This is a genomic window from Serratia sp. Ser99 (assembly GCF_024519545.1).
GTDB classification, from domain to species: Bacteria; Pseudomonadota; Gammaproteobacteria; order Enterobacterales; family Enterobacteriaceae; genus Serratia; species Serratia liquefaciens.
The window spans coordinates 512,168-534,208 of sequence record NZ_JALJRT010000002.1 but is presented as its reverse complement, the minus strand read 5'-3'; the positions used below and the strand labels follow the sequence as shown (position 1 = coordinate 534,208).

Below are 22,041 nucleotides of genomic sequence, written 5' to 3'. Positions count from 1 at the left end.
AGAGATGTCGACCATAACGACCGATTCTGTGAAAAACCGCAGCGGCCAGGGGCTGGCGCGGATTTGGGACAGCTACGGCATGCTGGTGGTGTTCGCGGTACTGTTTATCGCCTGCGTGCTGTTTGTGCCTAATTTCGGCTCATTTATCAATATGAAAGGGCTGGGGTTGGCGATATCCATGTCCGGCATGGTGGCCTGCGGCATGCTGTTTTGTCTGGCCTCCGGCGACTTTGATCTGTCAGTCGCGTCGGTGATCGCCTGCGCCGGGGTCACTACCGCGGTGGTGATCAATATGACCGAAAGCCTGTGGATCGGCGTGGGCGCCGGTTTGCTGCTGGGAATGGTCTCCGGGTTGATCAACGGTTTTGTTATCGCCCGGCTGAAAATCAACGCGCTGATCACCACCCTGGCCACTATGCAGATATTCCGCGGGTTGGCATACATCATTTCCGACGGGAAAGCGGTAGGCATTGAAGACGAGCGCTTCTTTACGTTGGGTTATGCCAATTGGCTGGGGTTGCCTGCGCCCATTTGGATCACTGTAGCCTGTCTGATCCTGTTCGGCTTCCTGCTCAATAAAACCACCTTTGGCCGCAATACGCTGGCGATTGGCGGTAACGAGGAGGCGGCCAGATTGGCCGGGGTGCCGGTGGTACGCACCAAGATTGTGATCTTTATGCTGTCCGGGCTGGTTTCCGCCGCTGCCGGCATCATTCTGGCTTCGCGTATGACCAGCGGTCAGCCAATGACCTCGATCGGCTATGAGCTGATCGTGATCTCAGCCTGTGTACTGGGTGGGGTTTCGTTGAAAGGTGGTATCGGTAAAATCTCCTATGTCATCGCCGGCATCTTGATCCTCGGCACGGTGGAAAACGCCATGAACCTGCTGAACATCTCACCGTTCTCGCAGTATGTGGTGCGCGGCGTGATCTTGCTGGCGGCGGTGATTTTTGACCGTTACAAGCAGCAGGCCAAACGTCGGATTTAGAAAATCGGCAACCGCGTTCACAGTTCTGTTATCGGCTCAGGCAGTTCTCTGCCGGGCCGATACACTTGTTCAGGATAGTTCTATCAGCCGTTCCGGGAGGACAGATGTACCATCGTATGGCACAGGAACCGCAGCCGAACCCGCTGTTGCCGGGTTACACCTTTAACGCCTATCTGGTGGCGGGGTTAACGCCCATCATGGCGGACGGCCCGCTGGATTTCTTTATCGATCGCCCCGGCGGCATGAAGGGCTATATTCTCAACCTGACCATCAAGGGCCAGGGCAAGGTGTTCGACGGCGAAGACACCCTTTACTGCAATCCTGGCGATCTGCTGCTGTTTCCCCCCAAGGCGGCGCATTACTATGGGCGTTCGCCGGACAGCGACTGCTGGTATCACCGCTGGGTGTATTTCCGGCCGCGAGCCTACTGGGCCGACTGGCTGGAATGGCACAGCAAAACCCATGAGGTCGGGCGGTTAACTTTACCGAATAATAATTTACTGCTGGAGTTCGATCGGCTGTTCGCCAATATCGAGCAAACGCAGCGTTCCGGCCGGCGTTTCGCCGAAGAGTTGGGGATGAACCTGCTGGAGCGCTTGCTGCTGCGCGCGATGGAAGAAGATCCGCTCAGCCCACAGAAAATCATGGATCCCCGGGTGATAGAGGCCTGCCAGTTTATTACCGGTAATCTGGCCGGTGAGTTGCGCATCGACGAAGTGGCGCGCCACGTCTGCCTGTCGCCTTCGCGGCTGGCGCATCTGTTCCGTGAGCAGGTGGGTATCAATATTCTGCGCTGGCGCGAAGATCAGCGGGTGATCCGCGCCAAGCTGCTGCTGCAGACCACTCAGGAGTCGATTGCCACCATCGGCCGGGTGGTGGGTTATGACGATCAGCTCTATTTTTCCCGCGTATTCCGCAAACGGGTCGGGGTCAGCCCGAGCGATTTTCGCCGCCGTAGTCTGGAGATAAACTATCCGGCCAGGAATCAGCGTGAGACGCCTTATGCTGTGGCTACAAATTAACATTACATTTACTTCTTGTTCCCGCCAGCGTCATGGTGTCAAATCTGACTGGTCTATTGCGAGCCAGTAAGAGGAAACACCATGGCAGAAAAAATTCGGGTTGGGCTGGTCGGTTACGGCTATGCCAGCAAAACCTTTCATGCGCCGCTGATTGTCGGCACCCCAGGCGTAGAGCTGGCTGCGGTTTCCAGCAGCGATGCCGGCAAAGTGCACGCAGACTGGCCATCGATGACGGTAGTCAGCGATCCGCAGGCGCTGTTTAACGACCCCTCTATCGATCTGATCGTCATTCCTACACCCAACGATACCCATTTCCCTCTGGCGCAGCAGGCAATGGCGGCCGGCAAGCACGTGGTGGTGGACAAGCCTTTCACCGTGACGTTGTCACAGGCGCAGCAGCTGGAGCAGCAAGCGCAGCAGAGCGGCAAGCTGCTGTCGGTGTTCCACAATCGCCGCTGGGACAGCGATTTTCTGACGCTCAAGGCATTGTTGAAAGAAGGCGCGCTTGGTGAGGTGGTTTATTTCGAGTCTCATTTCGATCGTTTCCGCCCGGAAGTGCGTCAGCGCTGGCGCGAGCTGGGCGGTGCCGGTAGCGGCATCTGGTACGATTTGGGGCCGCATCTGATCGATCAGGCACTGCAACTGTTCGGCAAACCGGAAACGCTGTTTGTCGATCTGGGTGAACTGCGTCCGGGCGCACAATCGGTGGACTATTTCCACGCAATATTGAACTACGGCAAACGCCGGGTCGTTCTGCATGGTACCGTGCTGGCCGCGGCGGAAACCGCACGTTATATCGTGCACGGGACTCAGGGTAGCTTTATCAAGTTTGGGCTGGATCCGCAGGAAGACCGCCTCAAAGCGGGCGAGCGTCTGCCGCAGGCCGACTGGGGTTACGACATGCGTGATGGCGTAGTGACATTGTCACGTGATGGCGTGCTGGCGGAAAAACCTTTGCTCAGCATTCCAGGCAATTACCCAGCCTATTACGCGGCTGTCCGCGATGCGATTAACGGTGAGGGTGAAAATCCGGTCACGGCTGCTGACGCCATCCAGGTGATGGAAATGATCGAGCTGGGGATTGAATCTGCGAAACAACAAAAGGCGTTGCCGGTAGTCTGACCGCGGCGTTTTATTCTCAGGGTTCGGCGTGCCGAACCCGTCTTACTCCTCGAGGGATCCTGACCCATGTCCTGGTTGCAGCGTCTGCGCATTGATAAATTTTTGCTGGTATTGATTCTGGTGGTGATTGTCGCTTCGGTTTTCCCCTGCGAAGGCAGATGGGCAACCTTTTTTGATCATCTGACCACCGCGGCTATCGCGCTGTTGTTCTTTATGCACGGTGCCAAGCTGTCTCGTGAGGCGATTATCGCCGGCATGGGGCACTGGAAGCTGCATTTGGTGGTGTTTCTCAGCACCTTTGCGCTGTTCCCGCTGCTGGGGCTGGCGATGAACCTGATGGTGCCGGGTTTGATGACACCGACGGTTTATCTGGGCTTCCTGTACCTGTGCGCACTGCCGGCGACCGTTCAGTCGGCGATTGCCTTTACTTCGGCGGCGGGCGGTAACGTGGCGGCCGCGGTGTGCAGTGCTTCGGCATCCAGCATTCTTGGTGTTTTCCTCTCGCCGTTGCTGGTCGGGGCGCTGATGCATACTCAGGGCGGTAATACTGATGTGTTGCACGCCATAGGTTCGATCATTTTGAAACTGATGGTGCCCTTTGTGGTTGGGCATTTGGCTCGGCCGTTAATCGGCAAATGGGTCGATCGTCACCGCAAGCTGATCAATCTCACTGACCGTTCATCGATTCTGCTGGTGGTGTATACCGCTTTTAGCGCTGCGGTGGTGGAAGGGATTTGGCACAAGATTGACGGCTGGTCGCTGTTGACCATTTTAGTGATGTCGCTGGTGTTGCTGACGGTGGTGCTGATTATCAACACCTATGCCGCGCGCTGGCTGGGGTTCAATACTGCCGACGAAATCACCATCGTGTTCTGTGGTTCGAAAAAGAGCCTGGCGAACGGCATCCCGATGGCCAACGTGCTGTTCCCGGCGGCGGCGGTGGGTGCCATGGTGCTGCCGTTGATGATTTTCCATCAGGTGCAGTTAATGGTGTGTGCCGTACTGGCGCAGCGTTACGCGCGTAAAACGGCCAAGCAGCGCGCAGAAGCAGGCGCGTTGACCGCGAAATGAAATAAATAAAAAGGGCGCTTGGCGCGCCCATTTTCACTTAGCCCTGCACTTTATCGCGCAGCGCCTGTTTTTCCTGTTCGTTGAGGAACGCCATTTTCAGGCCGTTTTCCTGGGCGGTGCGGATTTCAGCTGGCGTCAGGCCGGCTTGCGGTGCCGCCACGCGGTATTCGTTTTCAATTTCAATGCCCTGTACGGCCGGGTCATCGGTATTGATCGACGCCATAACGCCGTGGCGCAGGAACTTCGCCAGCGGATGCTGCGCCAGAGAAGGCACGGTGCTGGTCTGAATGTTGGACGTCAGACAAGATTCGATACCGATGCCATGTTCGGCCAGGAAGTCCATCAGTGCCGGATCCTCAATCGCTTTCACGCCATGGCCAATACGTTCGGCACCCAGTTCGCGGATCGCCTGCCAGATGCTTTCCGGACCCGCGGCTTCACCTGCGTGTACGGTGATGCGCAGGCCAGCGTCGCGGGCGCGGTTGAAGTGGCTGAGGAACAGGCTGCCAGGGAAGCCGAGTTCGTCGCCGGCCAGATCCAGTGCGGTAATACCGTCGCGGTGCGCCAGCAGGCCTTCCAACTCTTGTAAACAGGCCGCTTCGCCGAAGGTACGGCTCATGATGCCGATCAGGCGTACGTCGATACCCAAATCGCGCGAACCGGAACGAACGCCGTCAATCACGGCTTCCACCACCCCAGCCACCGGCAACTGATGTTTCATCGCCATGTAATACGGCGAGAAGCGCAGTTCGGCATAGTGCAGACCGGCATTGGCCGCATCCTCGACGTTTTCGTAGGCGACCCGGCGGCAGGCGTCCAGATCGCCCAGCACCGCTACGCCCCAGTCCAGCTTCTGCAGAAAGCTGACCAGATCCGGTTCGGCGTGAGTGATTTGCACGTGCGGACGCAGCGCCTCCAGTTCGTTGGCGGGCAGGGCAAGGTTAAACTGACGGCCCAGGTCAAGAATGGTTTGCGCACGGATATTGCCGTCAAGATGACGGTGGATGTCGGTCAAGGGGAGGCGTGGGTCAATCATGATGTGCACTCGTTATTTTGTTGTAGGTAAAGTGCAGATCAGTATAAAAACAAAATGATGAAAATTGCCATCGTGTTGCATAAAAAAGTGACGAAAATCACATTAATGTTGCTGGTTGCTGCATTTATGCGCCAAAGCGGGAGCGTGCCACTCCCGCATTGATGTCGGTAACAGAGCCTATCCGACCCTCAGTTTTGCGATGTTTTTTTCCTGGTTATCGCCGACGCCGTGCTGCGCCAGCCAGTGGTTAACCCTGTCGATGTCCAGCGGTTGTGCCTGCTCAATACGCAGCACCGGGCCCACGGCCATCGGCATGGCGCGATCGGCCAGCGCCCGCAGTTCGGGTAAGTACTCCGCGCCGGGGTGGCCTTTGGGACGCTGGCCGGTGCGGGCGGCGTAGCGTTCTGCGGCCAGTTCACCGGATATTTGGTTCCACACCTCCAAAACTTGCGTCACGCCCGCCTCGCGCAGGTACTGGCGTAGCTGTTCTCTGGACTGAAAGCCAAACCAGGCGTCGATGACATAGATGCAGCGCAGGGGCGCCTGCGCCACCATTGACCAGATAGCCTGGTACGCGGCATAACCCAACTGACGGTTCAGTTCGCGGTTTATGTTATCCAGGTGTGCCATAAAAGGTTCTTTGATACCGTCGAGGGAGAGATAAGGCAGATCAAAATGGTGCGCCAGCGCGCGGGCAACGGTGCTTTTACCGGAAGCCGGAACGCCATTGACCAAAATAACGGTTTTACCGTCGCTATCTGTCGAAGTCATAATATTTCCACCACCTCTTGCCAGAGTTTTGCGGCGCGTAACCGCTCGAGCCGCGGCTTGTTATCCAGCAAATCCACAATCGCGCGGATGCCTTCCTCAATGTGGCTGTTACTGTCGGTCGCCCCGAACAGGATCACGATGTCGGCCTCTTCACTGTCTTCGAAGGCGATCGGCTGCTCCAGCAGCACCATGCTGAAACAGTTTTTGATCACGCCGCATTCTGGGCGCGCATGGGGAATGGCAATGCCTTCGTCGAATACGTAATAAGCCCCATGGGCCAGCGTATTGCTGATCACCGCCTGATAATAGGATGCGTGAATATAACCGTTTTCGACCAGGGGCCGGGCTGCCAGCTCAATCACCTTCTTCCAGTCGGTTTCCTGCACGCCGACCTGTATCGCACCGGCTTCTATCAGCAGTTGTTTAATCGTCATCATATTCCCTCACAGAGACTTCCTGATAATATTGCGCAGCTCATCCATTTTAATAAAAATTCCATCGATCTGCTGGCGATAGCTTTTATTTTTGGCATAAATCTTTAATGCGCGATTATAAGCCAGCATTAAAGCCTTATGAATTTCGCTATCCGCCGGCGCTGTGGCCAACTGCTGTTCTAATACACTAATTTCGGCTGATATTTCATTGGCTTCGGCATTCTGTAGGCCGTGATCAAGTTCTTTGTTTCGCGTACTTTTCATAAAATTAAACATGACCTTCTCCACAAATTAAGCGTGAACTTTCCAGCCCCGACGGGCGCCGGGGCACCAGGGTTGTGGGTTTTATAAAAAAGAAAATAGGGCAGTGATTATTTAAACAGGCCGATCTTTTCCGTTAATACCTGGGTAACGGCATTGTTGGCGGGGATCAGGAATTTGCGCACGCTGTCATTGACCTTGCCCTTTTCAAAGGTTTGTTTGCATCGGTCTACCCATTGCACGTTCATCTCGGTGCCCACGTTCACCTTCTCGATGCCACCGGCTACCGCGAGCCGCATATCTTCATCGCTGACGCCGGTACCGCCATGCAGCACCAGCGGGGTACCTGTGGCGGCGGTGATTTCCGCCAGACGCTGGTGCTGGATATGCGCCTTGCCGGTATAGAGCCCGTGGACGGTGCCTACCGAGACCGCCAGCATATCGACCCCGGTTTCATCGACAAAGCGTTTGGCATCTTCCACCGTGGTAAAGCAGATATCCTCTTCCGCCACCGCCTTACCGTCTTCGGAGCCGCCGATGGCACCCAATTCGGCTTCTACCGACACGTTATGTTGGCGAGCAATGTCGATCACTCGACGGGTATTGGCGATGTTCTCATCCATTTCCAGGTGCGAACCGTCATACATTACCGAACTGAAGCCTGCGTCAATCGCCGTCTCGATGGAGGCAATGTCAGAGCAGTGATCCAAATGCAGGCAGGTGGGAACATCCTCGCTTTGGGCCAGAGAACGCACCGAATCAACCAGCAGCCTGTAACCCAAATATTCGGCAGTACCGGTCGAAATCTGGATCATCAACGGGCTGTGCATACTTTTGGCCGCTTTGAAAAAGGCCGGTAACATTTCCAGACAGTGGAGATTGAATGAACCTATCGCCTTGAAATCTCGGGCTTTGGCCACTGACAACAGCTCGTTGAAATTATAGAGTTTCATGGACTTTTTCCTCATGGTGCTTGGTTGATTTACCGTTAACAAACCACGCAATCAGCGTGACAAAGGCGATGAACAGGGCGATGAACAGCCAGTTGCCCTGGAAAGCATGTCCCATCACCAGCCCACTGCTGATGACGTCGGAGTCGCTGAAGGTCACCCCGACAAAGCCGTAACTTTCCAGCATCGGTACCAGAATGGCCGGCAGGAAGGTGATAAACAGGCCATGAACAACCCCGCCAATCATGGCGCCGCGACGGCCACCCAGCGCATTACCGAAGATGCCTGCGGTGCCGCCGGCGAAGAAGTTGGTCAGCAGACCGGGCAGGATCATCGCCAGACCGAACATTGGGAAAACGATCATGCCGATGATTGAGCCAAGGGTGGTGGCGAGGAAGCCGACGATCACCGCGTTAGGGGCGTAAGGGAACAGCACCGGACAATCCAGCGCCGGTTTGGCATCCGGCACGACGCGCAGGGCGATACCGCGGAAGGCGGGTACCAGCTCATTGAGCAGCAGGCGTACGCCGCTATAGAGGATAAATACGCCGGCGACAAACTGGATGGCCTGCATAAAGGAATACATCAGGTAGTTCATGCCGCCGGCATACTGGACGATATACTGCGGACCGGCAGCCAGCGCCGGGATCAGATACATCGGGATCATCACCACCGCCATCGACAGGTAGGTGTCCTGCAGGAACTTGAAGTTATCGGGCAGCTCCAGGTCTTCGGTAGAGCGGGAGCCCTTACCGACTACCTTGGCGACGGCAGCCTGTACCAGATAACCGATGGTGCAGAAGTGCCCCAAGGCCACATCGTCCGAACCGGTGATTTTGCGCACCACCGGCTGGGCCAGCGCAGGCATCAAAACCGCCATCACGCCGCCGAATATGCCGCCGGTCAGAATCAGCGGCATGCCGGTCAGCCCGGCCTTGTAGCCGATCACTGCCCCTATGGTGGCCATCCACAGCAATGCCTGGCCGGTCAGGAAGATGTATTTGAACGGAGTAATGCGCGCAATGATGATATTCACCGCGAAAATTACCATCAGGGTCAGCGCCACTTCTGAACCCAACTCGCGGTTGGCCAGGCCGGCGATGGCGGCGACGTCGGTGATATAACCGGTCATGCCGAACCCTTGGGTGAATATACTGTTCAGATAGGTTAAGGCACCGACAATAATGTTGATGCCCGCCATCATGATCAGGAAACCCAGCAGGGTTTTGAAGGTGCCTTCGGCCACTTTGCCGATGGATTTCTTCTGCAGCAATAGCCCCAGCATGGCGATAAAAGCGACCAGAATGGAAGCCTGGCCCAACAGATCTTTGACGATAAAGTCAATCAGGCTATTCATGGCGGGTTTTCTTCATGTCACGTTCTTTCAGGAAGGCCACGATCTTTTGCTCAATTTCCACTTTATCGGTAAGCCGATGCAGAATAATGACCCGCTTCTTTTCCTCTTCGCTGGCGTCGGCATTTAAAATATCGGCGAAGGTTTTCTGGGTAAGAATAATATCTGATTTAAAGGCGCTGGCCTCAGAGATAGTAGTGTGATCAATATCTGCCTCAATCTCTAATTTCTTCAGCACCGCTCTTGCGCTCATTTCGATGGCAAAGCTGGAGCCGAGGCCACAGCCACATACGCACAGTATTTTAAGCATGGGTATCTCCTCAGATGATATTTAATTGCCTGGCGAGTTTGTAATGGTGTCCTTCGGTATCAACCAAACGTTTCTGCATGCTGATTAAATCGATGGGAATAGGTTGGTTGCCGGCATTAATAATGATTGCCTTGTTCTTCATTCCTGAATAAATACAGCGAACCACTTCGCTGGCCATAATGGTCCCCTGATAAATCTCTTCGCCGGTCGGTTCACCATTGCGCAGACCGTAGCCCATAATCGTTTTACGAATACGCACGCCAATTTTGGGCTCCAATTGTTTAATCATGGTGTCGATAGCGCCTTGAAAACCGGGCGAGTATTCTTTGGTATAACCCTCTGAGCACAAAATAATCACGCTATTTTGCTGCTCCAGTCGTTGAGTTATTTTTTCTGCCAGCTGATTCAAGGCATATTGGCATTCCGGGATCAGGGCAAAATCCGCATTGGATTTGATGGCCGATTGCAACGTCAACTCCCCGCAGTAGCCGCCCAGCAGCTCAATCATGAACACGCGTCCGGGCAGGGCGCGCCCGGTGTTTCTCAGTTTTGAAACTTCTTTTATCACCTGTTCGCAGGCGGTGGAAAAGCCAATGCTGTAATGACTGCCGAAAACGTCATTGTCGATAGTCATCCCCACGCCAAAACAGTTAATACCGAATTCACTGAGCGTATTTAAAAACTGCAGCGACCCGTCACCGCCGGCCATAATAAGCACGTCTATGTGCAAGGCCTTAAGCTGTTTGCTGATGGTTTCATATTCTCCAGCCGTCAATTTCTTGGCCGTGCGGCCGGAAGAGATTATCGGCATTGATGAAATGGAGAAATCAACCAAATCGCGTTGGGCAATAGGATGGTGCTGATTAGCCAATAATCCGGGGATGCCGCCGTTAAACAGAATGATATCTGCCTGCGCCAACCTGGCGACCTGGAAAATAAAGTTATTGATCCCGGTGACATCGCCGCCGCTTATTACTACGCCAATCTTCATATACCTGTCTCCAGCGAATTCCGTGGAGCTCATTGTCATTTTTGGCATCGGTAAAATTTGCAGGCGATATCACAAAACAATCACAAATATTTTTATGGATGGCCTTGACAGGCTTACCGGAAGGGTTAATTTTGCGAAGTAGATCTCATTTTATTTTTGGCGGCTTCGAGGTTTTTAGATGATGATTATTAATAATCAACGAGTTGCGTTCACGTCGCGTTAAGGCCGGTTTTACCGCCATCAATGGCGAGGAGCAAAGAAATAAGTTTAATGAAGTGTGATAACTCTCGCATTTTTATTCGATACGCTGAGTGTGACGTTAATAAATACGCGGATAAAAGAAATAGCCACGTATTTATTAAGTTATTTAATGATTGAGGTTATTCAGGCTCTAACCACGGTCAAACCGGCCTGTTCCAGCGGGCCCGTCAGTGCAACATCGGTGGAGCGCTCGACGATAATACTTTGCGCCATGGAAATATCGCCAATGGCATATTGCGAGGCGGCATTGAGCTTGGCGGCCGAGGCCAATACCACGGTTTCTGCCGCCCGTGCTGCCAGTGCCCGCTTGATGTAAGCCTCTTCGAGATCGCCGGTGCTCAGGCCGGCGGTAGGGTGCACGCCAGTCACGCCCATAAAATAAATATCGGCGCGAATATGAGACATGGCTTCCACTGCGGCTGCGCCAACGCTGACGATCGAATGTTTATATAAACGCCCGCCGATCAGGATCACTTCGACCTTCGGGTGGTCTACCAGACCGACGGCCACGCTGGGGCTGTGGGTGACGACGGTGGCTTCCAGCGTGGGCGGGAGCTGCCTGACCAATTCGGCAGAAGTCGTGCCGCCATCCAGAATTACCACTTGCCCAGGGGTAATCATTGCCGCCGCGGCTTTGGCAATCGCACGTTTGGCGGCGGATTCCTGCCCGTTTCTTTCGGCAAAGGTGGCAATGGCCGGGGAGACCGGCAGCGCTCCGCCGTGCACTCGTTGCAATAGGCCTTCACTGTCCAATTCGCGCAGATCGCGCCGCAGGGTATCTTCGGACAACCCGAACATCTCGCTGAGCTGTTTGGCCAGAACCTGTCCGTCCTGAGCCAGTTTTTCCAGAATGATTTTTTTACGTTGGCTGGTGAGCATGGCGTTTTACCGTTAAATTTGCGCTGCACGAAATGTCTTGATCATACACGAAAATGCACGATAGTATCAATTTCCTTTCCTGCTTGTGGAGTTGAGCACCATGATCGCTACCCAAGATCGGGTTCGCATTGTCGAAACCCGGGTACTGTCTGATGACTGGTATTTGCTGAAAAAAACCACCTTTGATTTTTTGCGTCGCGATGGCGTATGGCAGCGACAAAGCCGTGAAACCTACGACCGCGGCGATGGAGCCACCATTTTGCTGTTTAACCGGCAAAGGCAAAAGGTAGTGCTTACGCGTCAGTTCCGCTTCCCGGCGTTCGTCAATGGGCACGACGGCATGCTGATAGAGGCTGCCGCCGGGTTGCTGGACAATGCGTCGCCAGAAGAGCGCATCCGGGCTGAAGCGGAAGAAGAAACCGGCTATATCGTGCAAAACGTGCAAAAGGTGTTTGAAGCATACATGAGCCCCGGTTCGGTGACGGAGAAACTGCACTTTTTTGTCGGCGAATACCAGGCTGATGAGCGGGTCAGCGATGGCGGCGGGGTGGAGGCGGAAGGCGAAGATCTCGAAGTGATCGAACTGCCGTTGGCAGACGCACTGCGCGCTGTCAGCCAGGGCACCATTGTCGATGCCAAAACCATCATGCTGCTGCAGTTTGTTGCCCTAAACCACACTCTGGAGAAGCGTTTATGAGCGCCCAACTGATCCTGATTGCCGGCCCGTACCGTAGCGGCACCGATGGCGATACACAGCACATTGCCGACAACTTGCACCGGTTGGAGCAGGCCGCGCTGGCGGTCTATCAGCGTGGGCATGTGCCGGTGATCGGCGAATGGTTGGCGCTGCCCCTGGCAGCGGCGGCCGGTTCGACCCAGTTGGGGGATGCGGTGAGTGAAGCGTTTCTCTATCCGGTGGCCCACCGACTGATAGCCCAGTGCCAGGCTATTTATCGCATCGAAGGGGCGTCGGCCGGCGCGGATAACGACGTGCGCCTGGCTAATGAGTGGGGAATACCGGTGTATTATCGTCTGGATGATATCCCGCAGTTGACACCGTAAGAATGAAAAAAGGCAGGCTTTCGCCTGCCTCAGACTGCGGACATACCCGCGAAAGGCTAAGCCGGTAGGGGTCGAACATGTTCGACCCGATTTAACTCATTGATTATTCTAATGGGCGCAGCATGCAGCGCCCTACAGTAAAACAGCAGAGCACTTCGTCAACGGTTTCAGGCAGGCTTTCGCCTGCCTTCCAGCCCCTCAGTTCAAACCTCGTCCAACACAAACTTCAACCCATTTATCAGCTTGTCCATGCCTGCTTCGAGCTTGCTGCGCGGGCAACCTACGTTCAGCCGCAGGAAGCCACGGCCTTCTTCGCCGTAGGTGAAACCGGGCATAATCGCTACCTTTTCGCGTTCGATCAGAACCTGCTGTAGCAGGCGATCGTCTATGCCCAGTGGGCGCAGATCGATCCAGGCCAGATAGGTAGACTGCGGCGGCTGCCAAGCCAGGGCAGGAAAGGCCTGATTCAGCCGCTCGGCGACGTACGTCAGGTTGTCCTGCAGGTAATCACGCAGCGCATCCAACCAGGGTTCGCCATGGCGATAAGCGGCAATATGCGCCGCCACTGCCAGCACCGCCGGGGAAGATAAGCCGTCGCGCGCTTTCAACTGCTGGAAATAAGCCTCGCGGCTGGCATCGTCACTGATAAAACCGTAGGCGCCGGTCAACGCCGGGATATTGAAGGTTTTCGAACCTGAAGTCAGCAGTGCCCAGGGCGTGGTGGCGACCTGACTCCACGGCGTGTGGCGGTTTTCCCCCCAGACCATATCCATGTGGATCTCATCGCTGATCACCCGTACGTCGTGGCGTTCGCACAGCTCGGCCATCTGCTGCAATTCTTCCGCGCGCCATACCTTGCCGGTCGGGTTCTGCGGGCTGCACAGCAGCAGAATTTTGGTCTGTGGCCGTGCCAGCAAGGCTTCCAGGTGCGCCATATCGCACAACCAGTCGTTACCCTGCTGATGCAGCGGGCAGGCCAACAGTTGGCGCTGATTACCGAGGATCACCTTATAAAAGGCGTCATAGGCCGGGGTATGGGTAACCACGTATTCACCCGGTGCCGACCACAGGCGAATCAGTTGCGCCACCATATAAATTACCGACGGGCCATACACGGCCATGTTGGTGTCGACGGGGGTCGCAAAGCGCTGTTGGTACCAGTGGCGTACCGCACCGAGAAAATCTTCATGCTGCCAGCGGCTGTAACCCAGTACGCCATGCTGCAGGCGCTGTTGCAGCGCCTCTAGGATGCAGGGGGCGGTGGCGAAATCCATATCGGAGATGGTAAAAGGCAATAAATCGTCATGGCCAAAGCGATCGGCAATGTAATCCCACTGCGTGCACCAGGTACCGTGCCGATCGACCGGGGTAGAAAAATCAAACATGAGACGCTCCCTGCAGGGCCGCAGCAGGTTGCGCGGCGGCTATCAGTGAGTCTAATTCATCTTTCACCGATTGCACCTGCGGGCCGATCACCACCTGCAGGTTATGCTCGTTAAGGTGCACCACGCCAATCGCGCGGTTGGCTTTAAGCGCGGCATCGTCCACTTTGCTCATATCATCAACGGACAAGCGTAAACGGGTGATGCAGTTATCCAAAGAGACGATGTTCTCGCTACCGCCCAGCGCCGCCAGGATTGCCGGCACGTTATAACCGGATTTGCCTACCGCACCGACAGGGGCGCTTTGGCTGCCGGCAGTCTCGCTTTCACGGCCCGGCGTTTTGATATTAAAGCGCTGAATGGAGAAGCGGAAAATAGCGTAGTAGGCCGCGAACCAGATGGCGGCAACGATCGGCACCAGATACCACTTGGTGGCGGTACCGTGCAGGATGCCGAACACCACGAAGTCGATGATGTTGCCGTCGGTGTTGCCGATGGTTACACCCAGCAGCGCCATCACGGTGAAGCCCAGCCCGGTCAGGATGGCGTGAATGAAGTACAGGAAAGGCGCGACGAACAGGAACAGGAACTCGATCGGTTCGGTAGTCCCGCCGACCACGCAGGCCACGACGCCGGAGATCAGCAGGCCCTTAATCTTATGGCGGTTTTCCGGTTTGGCGCAGTGATACATTGCCAACGCCGCTCCCGGCAGACCGCCGAGGAATGCCGGCATTTTACCCTGTGACAGGAAGCGGGTGGCGCTTTCGGCAAAGCCGGTGGTGGTCGGGCAAGAGAGTTGAGCCTGGAAGATGGTCAGTGCGCCGCTGACGCTATGGCCGCATACGTCCAGCGTGCCGCCCGCCTCGGTAAAGCGAATTAGCGCCACCAGAATATGGTGCAGGCCGAACGGCAACAGCAGGCGTTCGCCGGTACCGAAAATCATCGGCCCAAAGGCACCGGCACCATTAATCACCCAGCCCAGGCCGTTGATGCCGGCGGCAAACCACGGCCAGATCAGAGGAATCACCAGCCCACACAGGCCCAGTACCAGGGTAGTGACGATCGGCACGAAGCGGGTGCCGCCAAAGAACGCCAGCGCATCCGGCAGTCGAATGGTATTAAAACGCTCATGCAGCAGGTAAACGATAATGCCGACGATCACCGCACCCAGAATGCCGGTATCGATCGACTGAATGCCGAGGATGTTCTGGATGTTATTGGCTTTCAGCACCAGCGGATCGGTGGTGGGCAAAATGCCGGCGGTGGTCAGATAGAAGTTGGTGGCCAAGTTCAGCACCGCAAAACCGACAAAGCCCGAGAACGCGGCGACACCCTTGTTTTCACGCGCCATGCCCAACGGAATGGCGATGGCAAACATCACCGGCAGGAAGCTGAAGGCGAATGAGCCAATCTTGCTCATCCAGGTGAACAACAACTGGAAGGCAGGGTGACCGATAAACGGCATCAGGGTGATGACGTCGCGGCTGCTTAGCGAACTGCCGATCCCCAGCATGATGCCGCAGAACGACAGCAGGGCGACGGGCAGCATGAATGTTTTGCCCAGGCTCTGGAAAAACTCCCAGAGCGTAATTTTTTGTTTTTTAGGTGCTGGCATAACCGGCGGCTCCTGGCGAAAAAGCGTGCAAAAATGGTGTGTACCCCTGTTAGGTAAAAATAAGATAAAACGTTTTACCTAGCAAAAATGCGCCGCTAATCACAATTTCAAAGCCTGCTTTGCGGTGAGAATGGAAGAGCCAGTAAAACGTTTTACTGATCAAACAGATTCGGTATACCATTTGCTTCAAGAGACATCCCCCTGGCTTGCTACCCTTGAGTGGCCAGGGACAGAATGCCCAGGATCGGGCTCGCCGAGGTCATGACCATCAAAAAGATCACCATCACTGATGTTGCGCAGCAGGCCGGCGTCTCCGTCACCACGGTTTCGCTGGTGCTGAGTGGCAAAGGGCGCATTTCATCGACCACCGTAACGCGGGTGAATCAGGCGATTGAAAGCCTGGGCTACGTGCGTAACCGTCAGGCGGCGACGCTGCGTGGCGGAGAGTCGGGCGTGATTGGGCTGATCCTGCGTGATATTTGCGAACCGTTTTATGCGGAAATGACCGCCGGGCTGAGTGAAGTGCTGGAGGAACACGGCAAAGTGCTGTTCCTGACCCAAAGCGGTCGTGATGGCAAAGGGCTGATGCGTTGTTTTGATACCCTGCTGGAGCACGGCGTCGACGGCATGGTGCTGGCGGGCGGTGTACGTATGGCCGAGGGGCTGAAGGAAAAAGCCGCAGAGCAGGGGGTTCCGCTGGTCTGTGCGGCACGTTCCAACGGTTTGGACGGGGTAGACGTGGTGCGGCCGGACAATATGCAGGCCGCCAAACTGGCCACTGAATTTCTGATCAAACGCGGTCACAGCCAAATCGCCTATCTCGGCGGGCAAAGCAGCTCGTTGACCCGCGCCGAGCGCCTGGGGGGCTTTTGCGCCACGTTGGTACAGTACGGCCTGCCTTTTCGCACCGAATGGATTGTCGAGTGCGACTGTCAGCAACGGGCGGCGGCGGAAGCGGCAGAAAATCTGCTGCGCCAGTATCCGAACATCAGCGCACTGGTGTGCCACAAGGCGTCGGTGGCGCTGGGGGCTTATTTTGGCATCGTACGTAGCGGGCGCAGTATTGGCTCGGAAGGTGTGGATACCTATTACGGTCAGCAGGTGGCCCTGATCGGTTTTGGCGACGTTCCGGAAGCCGAACTGACCGAGCCGCCCTTGACGCTGGTTTCCAGTTCTGCGCGTGAAGTGGGCCGCAGCGCGGCCTCACGCTTGCTACAGCGGATTGCTGATACCGGGTTGCCGCCGCAAAACGTTATCCTGCCACCAATGTTGATTAAACGCGGTTCTGCCTGAATTTACGCCGACTCTTCATTGGCCTGTTGCTGTATCCAACCGACAAACACCTTCATCGCGGGTGTCATATCGCGTGATTTCAGGTGGGTGAGCCAGTAAGCACCAAGATTGGCTTCGGCGGCAAAGGGGCGCTGCAATATCCCCTCGCGTAATTCGCGAGCAAACATGCGGGCCGGTGCCAGGGCGACGCCGCCGCTGTGAATGGCACCTTCCACCATCAGCCGCGAAGAGTCGAATACCGGGCCGTTTATCCGCCATGGTGTGACCTGTGCCGCGGTGAACCAACGCTCCCATTCGTCTTTGCGATAGCTGCGCATCAGAAGTTCGTGTTGCAGATCCTGCGGCGTGCGCAGGCGTTGGGCGATTTCCGGCGGGCACAGCACCGTCAGCGGGGCATCAAACAATTTAAGATTGTGGGTAGCGGGCCAGCGTCCTTCGCCGAAGCGGATAGCAAAATCCATTCCGTCGGCGGACAGGTTAACCAGGTTATTGTTGGTCAAGACACGCAGATCGATAAACGGATGCGATGCTCTGAAGGCCGCCAGACGCGGCATTAGCCACCCTACGGCAAAGGTACCGACCACCGCCACCGTCAGCACCTCATGAAAGTGCCCGCCTTCGAACTGCTGCAGCACCGATTCAATGCGGTCGAAGGCGTCGGTCAATATCGGCAGCAACGCCTGTCCTTCTTCGGTCAGATCCAGACCACGCGGCAGTCGCCGGAACAGTTGAATACCCAACTGTTGTTCGAGCGTTCGCACCTGTTGGCTGACGGCGGCCTGGGTAACGCTCAGTTCCAATCCGGCGCGGGTAAAATTCAGGTGGCGGGCGGAGGATTCAAACGCCCGCAGGGCATTCAGAGGAAGTCGATTGCGCATAAGCTAAGCCATAAGTTTTTCTTTATGCTGGCTGAAATTATTATCGCTTGTCAATCTATGTCTAAACCCCGATATTTTGCGCAGCTGGTGCGGATATCACGCAGTCAGAAAAGGAATACCTTCATCAACCAGGGATGTCTTTGTGTCGAATGACAACAAAATCTTTTAGCCTCGGCCGATACCCTAAAACTCAAGAGCTTCATTATGACGAAAATAAATCGCTTGGCGGCAGCATTGTTCGCCGCACTGATCCTGCCGGCAGGCCATGCCGCCGATAAAGCCGACATTGACGCCATTATTCAGCCGCTGATGCAGAAATATGCCGTTCCAGGCATGGCAATTGCGGTATCGGTAGAGGGGAAACAGCAGTTTTATCACTATGGCGTGGCGTCCAGGCAGACCGGCAAACCAATCACCAACCAGACGCTGTTTGAAATTGGTTCATTGAGCAAAACCTTCACTGCGACCTTGGCGACCTACGCGGTCAGTGAAGGCAAAATGTCGTTTGCCGATCCGGCCAGTCGATATTTGCCGGCGTTGCGCGGCAGCGCCTTTGACCATGTCACCTTGTTGAATTTGGCGACCCACACCTCCGGTCTGCCGCTGTTTGTCCCGGACGACGTGACCAACGACGCGCAGTTGATGGCCTATTACCGACAATGGCAGCCGCCGCATGCGGTGGGCAGCTACCGCGTTTATTCCAACCTGGGCATCGGTATGCTGGGGATGATTACCGCCAAGAGCCTGAACCAGCCTTTTACTCAGGCGATGGAAAAACAGCTGCTGCCGGCTCTGGGGATGAATCACACTTATATTAAGGTGCCAGCCGAAGAAATGGCGAATTACGCCCAAGGTTACAATAAAAAAGACCAACCGGTGCGCGTCACGCCGGAGCCATTGGATGCCGAAGCCTACGGCATCAAGTCCAACGCCCAGGATCTGATCCGCTACCTCGACGCCAACATGCAGGTGGTCAAGGTCGGGGATCCGTGGCGCAAGGCGCTGGCGGCCACCCATACCGGTTATTACCGTACCGGGGTGTTTACTCAGGATCTGATGTGGGAAAGCTATGCGTATCCAGAGAAGTTGGCGACGCTGACGGAAGGCAACAATGCCGGAATGATCATGAACGGGGCGCCGGCCACGGCGATAACGCCTCCGAAGCAGGATCAGGGCGCGGCCTGGTACAACAAAACCGGTTCGACCGGCGGCTTCTCCACCTATGCGGTATTTATTCCATCGCAAAAAATTGCGGTGGTGATGCTGGCCAATAAATGGTTCCCGAACGATGACCGGGTTGCAGCCGCTTACCGTATTGTTCAGGCGCTGGACAAACGCTGATACCAATAGGGGCGCTGCGGCGCCCCTGACTTCACTTGTTATAAATTAACGCCAGCCCTGCTGACCGCGACGCAAATAGGGTGAAATTGACAACAGAGCCAATACTGCCAATGCCATCCCGATCCACAACGCCGAACGCAAGCCATAACCGGAGGCGATCGCCATTCCCCCCAAATAAGAACCGCCGCCTAAACCAATATTAATCACTGAGGTATGAACCGCATTAACCATAGGCCCTGGATGCGCCACGCTAACAATTCTCGCCATCATGGCAGGGTTCATTGGCACACCGGATAGGCCAATCAGTATTACCGCGCAAATGGCGATTAACGGGTATTCGGCAAATAACGCCATGCCGAACAACGACAGGCTGAGAATAGACAGTCCCACCACCATAATCGCCAGGCTGTGGCGATAGGCCAAGCGCCCGGTGATCATGTTACCGACAATATTGGCCAGGCCGTAAAGCATCAAAATAAACGGCACGGCCTGCATGCTAAAGCCGCTGACGTCGACCAAAACGGGAACGAAATAGCTGAAGGCTGCGAAGCTGGCACCCAGAATTAAGCAGCTGGTGGTGCAGGCTTTCCAATAGGCCTTGTTTTTAAACGCCTTGATTTCCTCTGCCATTTTGAGCGTCCTGCCTGCGGCGATAGCGGGTAACAGGCGCACCAGCGCAAGCAAACAGATAAAGACCAACACGGCGACCAGACCGAAGGTGATGCGCCAGCCCCAGTGTTGATCGATGATAGTCGCAAGAGGTACGCCGAATACGTTAGAGACCATGAAACCGCCGATGACTATTGAAGCGGCGCGCGGGCGGTGTTGTATCGGAACCAGCGCCATGCTGGTCGCCAGCGAAAGGCTCAAACACCCAGCGCACAAAATGCCCGTCACAATTCGGATAGCAACCAGAATAGAATAGTCGGAAATAAAGGCACTCAAACCTTGTACCACCACATACAGAGCTAATAGCCACAATAAGGTGGTTCGGTAGGGGGCTTTAAATTTCAAGAAAAAATAGGTTAATACCGGACCACCCAACATCACGCCAAAGGCATAATAAGAAATTAAATGGCCAACTTCCCCGACGGTGATGCTAAAGGCCTCGGACAAAGTAGACATCATGCCCGCCACCATTAATTCTGCTGTGCCAATTGAAAAAATGGCCAACCCCAATATATACACTGCTAACGGCATAGCTTTACTGCTCTCCTGGATTTTGAATGATCGTTACAAAAATATTTAATACTCTGCGTGTGATTTTTTCTTTGTTTTATAAGTTGATTAACAGACCTGCGACGACGTCTTCGAGGGTGTTTCTATCTGAAATGTTTTTATTCAGCACGCGCAAACCGTAATAACCGGCTAAAAAGCCTCTGGCCATTTCAATCGCGGATGCTTTGCTACCGAGTTCTCCTGTTTGTTGGCCTTCGGTAAACACCGCGACCAGGGTTTGTTCTAAACGTTGCCGATATTCCTGGTTCAGACTGGCGACCGCCTGGTCTTTGCTGCCTCGCTCCAGTGCCGAGAACAAGACCATGGCGTCATGTTGCTCGGGTTGCGAGAGATCTTCGGCAATTCCCCACAGCAGCAGGGTACGTAGTCGCTCCTTCACCAGGCCAGGCTGTGTGAGAATGGCTAATTGCGCCGACATGGTGTGTTCATGGCTGCGCAACAACGCTTGCTCGTACAGAGCTTGCTTGCTACCAAAGGCATTATATAGGCTTCCTCTCCCCAACCCGGTACCGTTGCATAAATCTTGCGCAGAGGTGCCTGCATAGCCATTGACGCTAAAAACGGCCACGGCGGCATCAATGACATCCTCATCTTCGAACTGTCTCGGACGACCTGGATAGATAGGTTTTTCAGCACTCATGGCGGGTTGGGGGGCTTTAAATGAGTTGAGGCCGTATAGTATTGATTGTGGAACGATCAGTCAAATAATTTCCCCTCGGTTATTTATCGAATAGCCTAAGAAGATATATCTATATTTATCAGTTTGTTATGTCATTTTCTGTCACGGTGCTTCCAAAAAAGACTCAGGGGGCGCTAAGGCTTTTTTCGAAAGGAGACTGTTGCGCTCGTTTTTCGCGCATAAAATCAATAAACACGCGCAGCTTGAGCGGCATGTGCCGACTGGCGGGAAAATAGAGGAAAAATCCGGGAGCATCGCTGCCGTAATCGGCCAGAACTTCCACCAGTTGCCCACTGCTCAGTTCACGGTGTACCGTGCCGATAAACCGCTGGGTGATGCCCAATCCCGCCAGCGCGGCATCTTTAATCAGTCTGTCTTCGTTAAATATCAGGCTGCCGCCGACCTCCAGCGTCAGCTGCGCGCCATCCTGCTTGAAGTACCAGGGTTCGAATTTACCGCTGCCGGGAAAACGGTAGCGCAGACAGTCGTGATCGCTCAGCGCTTGCGGTGTTTGCGGCGTGCCGTGCTGCGCCAAATAGCCGGGGGCGGCGATCACCACCCGTTTCTGACCGTTGTCGATGGGGACCGCAATCATGTCTTTTTGCAGCATGGCGTGCATGCGGATACCGGCATCAAAGCTGTCCAGCACCAGATCGGAGAAATGGTCGTCGGTAAACAGCTCAAGCTGGATCTCGGGGTAACGCGCCTGAAACTCGGCCAAATGCGGGATAACCAGCAGCGAAGCCGCCAGCTGTGGCAGAGTGATGCGTAACAGCCCGGAAGGGCGGCCGCGCAAAGTTCGCAGATCTTCGGCCGCCACGTCAATCTGACCCATAGCCGGAGCCACCCGTTGATAAAACAAGCGGCCTTCATCGCTTAGCCGCACGGAGCGGCTGGTGCGGTTGAACAACCGTACGCCCAGGCGGGTTTCCAACGCCTGAATGTTTTGCGAGACAGCCGGAGGCGTGACGCCCAATTGATTGGCTGCCTGAGTAAAACTGCCCAATCGGGCGACGGCTTCGAAAAACGGCAGCAGCTGCAACAGTGAGCTCATCTATCAGTAATTCCTGCTTAATGATCCGTTAAGAAATGCGGCATTTAA

23 protein-coding genes are annotated in these 22,041 nt (G+C 55.2%); 8 read left to right on the top strand and 15 right to left on the bottom strand.

Features of this window, described 5'->3' with window-relative positions:
• The first annotated feature begins 4 nt into the window (after positions 1–4).
• From araH to NR114_RS06510, 4 genes are all read left to right on the top strand, one after another.
• Positions 5–988: an L-arabinose ABC transporter permease AraH gene (gene araH, locus NR114_RS06525; protein ID WP_020826721.1), complete on the top strand. Its 984-nt coding sequence runs from the start codon at positions 5–7 to the stop codon at positions 986–988.
• Between the two features lie 104 nt (positions 989–1,092).
• Complete coding sequence (araC, locus tag NR114_RS06520) at positions 1,093–2,010, top strand: arabinose operon transcriptional regulator AraC (RefSeq protein ID WP_020826722.1); 918 nt, start codon at positions 1,093–1,095, stop codon at positions 2,008–2,010.
• An 81-nt stretch (positions 2,011–2,091) separates the two neighbouring features.
• Positions 2,092–3,132 carry an oxidoreductase gene (locus NR114_RS06515; protein WP_020826723.1) on the top strand — a complete coding sequence of 347 codons (1,041 nt, stop codon included), beginning with the start codon at positions 2,092–2,094 and terminating at the stop codon, positions 3,130–3,132.
• A gap of 66 nt (positions 3,133–3,198) precedes the next feature.
• Positions 3,199–4,203 carry a bile acid:sodium symporter family protein gene (locus NR114_RS06510; protein ID WP_046373668.1) on the top strand — a complete coding sequence of 335 codons (1,005 nt, stop codon included), beginning with the start codon at positions 3,199–3,201 and terminating at the stop codon, positions 4,201–4,203.
• Between the two features lie 37 nt (positions 4,204–4,240).
• Here NR114_RS06510 and add read toward each other — a convergent pair whose 3' ends face one another.
• The 9 genes from add to NR114_RS06465 all read right to left on the bottom strand — a co-directional run bounded on the left by add (position 4,241) and on the right by NR114_RS06465 (position 11,450).
• Complete coding sequence (add, locus tag NR114_RS06505; RefSeq protein WP_234530122.1) at positions 4,241–5,239, bottom strand: adenosine deaminase; 999 nt, start codon at positions 5,237–5,239, stop codon at positions 4,241–4,243.
• Between the two features lie 177 nt (positions 5,240–5,416).
• Positions 5,417–6,010 carry an AAA family ATPase gene (locus NR114_RS06500; RefSeq protein ID WP_256813776.1) on the bottom strand — a complete coding sequence of 198 codons (594 nt, stop codon included), beginning with the start codon at positions 6,008–6,010 and terminating at the stop codon, positions 5,417–5,419.
• Entirely contained in the window at positions 6,007–6,444 is a 438-nt protein-coding gene (locus NR114_RS06495) for a PTS sugar transporter subunit IIA (RefSeq protein WP_041415363.1), read from the bottom strand. Before NR114_RS06495 ends, NR114_RS06500 begins: the two co-directional genes overlap by 4 nt.
• A 9-nt stretch (positions 6,445–6,453) precedes the next feature.
• On the bottom strand, positions 6,454–6,720 hold the full coding sequence (locus NR114_RS06490; RefSeq protein ID WP_256813775.1) for a hypothetical protein: 267 nt from the start codon (positions 6,718–6,720) through the stop codon (positions 6,454–6,456).
• Positions 6,721–6,815: 95 nt separating this feature from the next.
• Positions 6,816–7,658: a class II fructose-bisphosphate aldolase gene (locus NR114_RS06485; protein WP_048760913.1), complete on the bottom strand. Its 843-nt coding sequence runs from the start codon at positions 7,656–7,658 to the stop codon at positions 6,816–6,818.
• The gene (locus NR114_RS06480; RefSeq protein ID WP_129982929.1) at positions 7,645–9,012 is read right to left on the bottom strand and encodes a PTS sugar transporter subunit IIC; all 1,368 of its coding nucleotides are present in this window, start codon (positions 9,010–9,012) and stop codon (positions 7,645–7,647) included. The genes NR114_RS06485 and NR114_RS06480 overlap by 14 nt, the downstream gene beginning before the upstream one ends.
• Positions 9,005–9,319, bottom strand: coding sequence for a PTS sugar transporter subunit IIB (locus NR114_RS06475; RefSeq protein WP_256824824.1), 315 nt, complete (start codon positions 9,317–9,319; stop codon positions 9,005–9,007). The genes NR114_RS06480 and NR114_RS06475 overlap by 8 nt, the downstream gene beginning before the upstream one ends.
• Positions 9,320–9,329: 10 nt before the next feature.
• On the bottom strand, positions 9,330–10,310 hold the full coding sequence (locus tag NR114_RS06470) for a 6-phosphofructokinase (protein WP_048760914.1): 981 nt from the start codon (positions 10,308–10,310) through the stop codon (positions 9,330–9,332).
• Between the two features lie 384 nt (positions 10,311–10,694).
• Positions 10,695–11,450 carry a DeoR/GlpR family DNA-binding transcription regulator gene (locus NR114_RS06465; protein WP_020826733.1) on the bottom strand — a complete coding sequence of 252 codons (756 nt, stop codon included), beginning with the start codon at positions 11,448–11,450 and terminating at the stop codon, positions 10,695–10,697.
• A 100-nt stretch (positions 11,451–11,550) separates the two neighbouring features.
• Between NR114_RS06465 and NR114_RS06460 the strand changes: the two genes are divergently transcribed.
• Both NR114_RS06460 and NR114_RS06455 read left to right on the top strand, forming a co-directional pair.
• Positions 11,551–12,147 (top strand): NUDIX domain-containing protein, encoded by a 597-nt coding sequence (locus NR114_RS06460; RefSeq protein ID WP_020826734.1) that lies wholly within the window; start codon positions 11,551–11,553, stop codon positions 12,145–12,147.
• Complete coding sequence (locus NR114_RS06455) at positions 12,144–12,512, top strand: NUDIX hydrolase (RefSeq protein WP_234530130.1); 369 nt, start codon at positions 12,144–12,146, stop codon at positions 12,510–12,512. Before NR114_RS06460 ends, NR114_RS06455 begins: the two co-directional genes overlap by 4 nt.
• A 203-nt stretch (positions 12,513–12,715) precedes the next feature.
• On the opposite strand, the gene NR114_RS06450 is transcribed toward NR114_RS06455, so the two are convergent.
• Positions 12,716–13,897, bottom strand: coding sequence for a MalY/PatB family protein (locus NR114_RS06450; protein ID WP_048760924.1), 1,182 nt, complete (start codon positions 13,895–13,897; stop codon positions 12,716–12,718).
• Positions 13,890–15,509, bottom strand: coding sequence for a maltose/glucose-specific PTS transporter subunit IIBC (gene malX / locus NR114_RS06445; protein WP_048760927.1), 1,620 nt, complete (start codon positions 15,507–15,509; stop codon positions 13,890–13,892). Before malX ends, NR114_RS06450 begins: the two co-directional genes overlap by 8 nt.
• A 261-nt stretch (positions 15,510–15,770) precedes the next feature.
• Here malX and NR114_RS06440 point away from each other — a divergent pair, with 261 nt between their 5' ends.
• A complete protein-coding gene (locus NR114_RS06440; protein ID WP_046373658.1) occupies positions 15,771–16,802 on the top strand; it encodes a Mal regulon transcriptional regulator MalI in 1,032 nt (343 codons plus the stop codon).
• Positions 16,803–16,804: 2 nt separating this feature from the next.
• On the opposite strand, the gene NR114_RS06435 is transcribed toward NR114_RS06440, so the two are convergent.
• A complete protein-coding gene (locus NR114_RS06435) occupies positions 16,805–17,680 on the bottom strand; it encodes a LysR family transcriptional regulator (protein ID WP_256813774.1) in 876 nt (291 codons plus the stop codon).
• Positions 17,681–17,884: 204 nt separating this feature from the next.
• Between NR114_RS06435 and ampC the strand changes: the two genes are divergently transcribed.
• The gene (ampC, locus tag NR114_RS06430; protein WP_256813773.1) at positions 17,885–19,021 is read left to right on the top strand and encodes a cephalosporin-hydrolyzing class C beta-lactamase; all 1,137 of its coding nucleotides are present in this window, start codon (positions 17,885–17,887) and stop codon (positions 19,019–19,021) included.
• Between the two features lie 45 nt (positions 19,022–19,066).
• Here ampC and NR114_RS06425 read toward each other — a convergent pair whose 3' ends face one another.
• The 3 genes from NR114_RS06425 to NR114_RS06415 form a co-directional block, all read right to left on the bottom strand.
• The gene (locus NR114_RS06425) at positions 19,067–20,221 is read right to left on the bottom strand and encodes an MFS transporter (RefSeq protein ID WP_176984008.1); all 1,155 of its coding nucleotides are present in this window, start codon (positions 20,219–20,221) and stop codon (positions 19,067–19,069) included.
• Between the two features lie 76 nt (positions 20,222–20,297).
• Positions 20,298–20,900 (bottom strand): TetR/AcrR family transcriptional regulator, encoded by a 603-nt coding sequence (locus NR114_RS06420; protein ID WP_020826743.1) that lies wholly within the window; start codon positions 20,898–20,900, stop codon positions 20,298–20,300.
• Between the two features lie 163 nt (positions 20,901–21,063).
• On the bottom strand, positions 21,064–21,993 hold the full coding sequence (locus tag NR114_RS06415; protein ID WP_048760935.1) for a LysR family transcriptional regulator: 930 nt from the start codon (positions 21,991–21,993) through the stop codon (positions 21,064–21,066).
• Between the last annotated feature and the right edge of the window lie 48 nt (positions 21,994–22,041).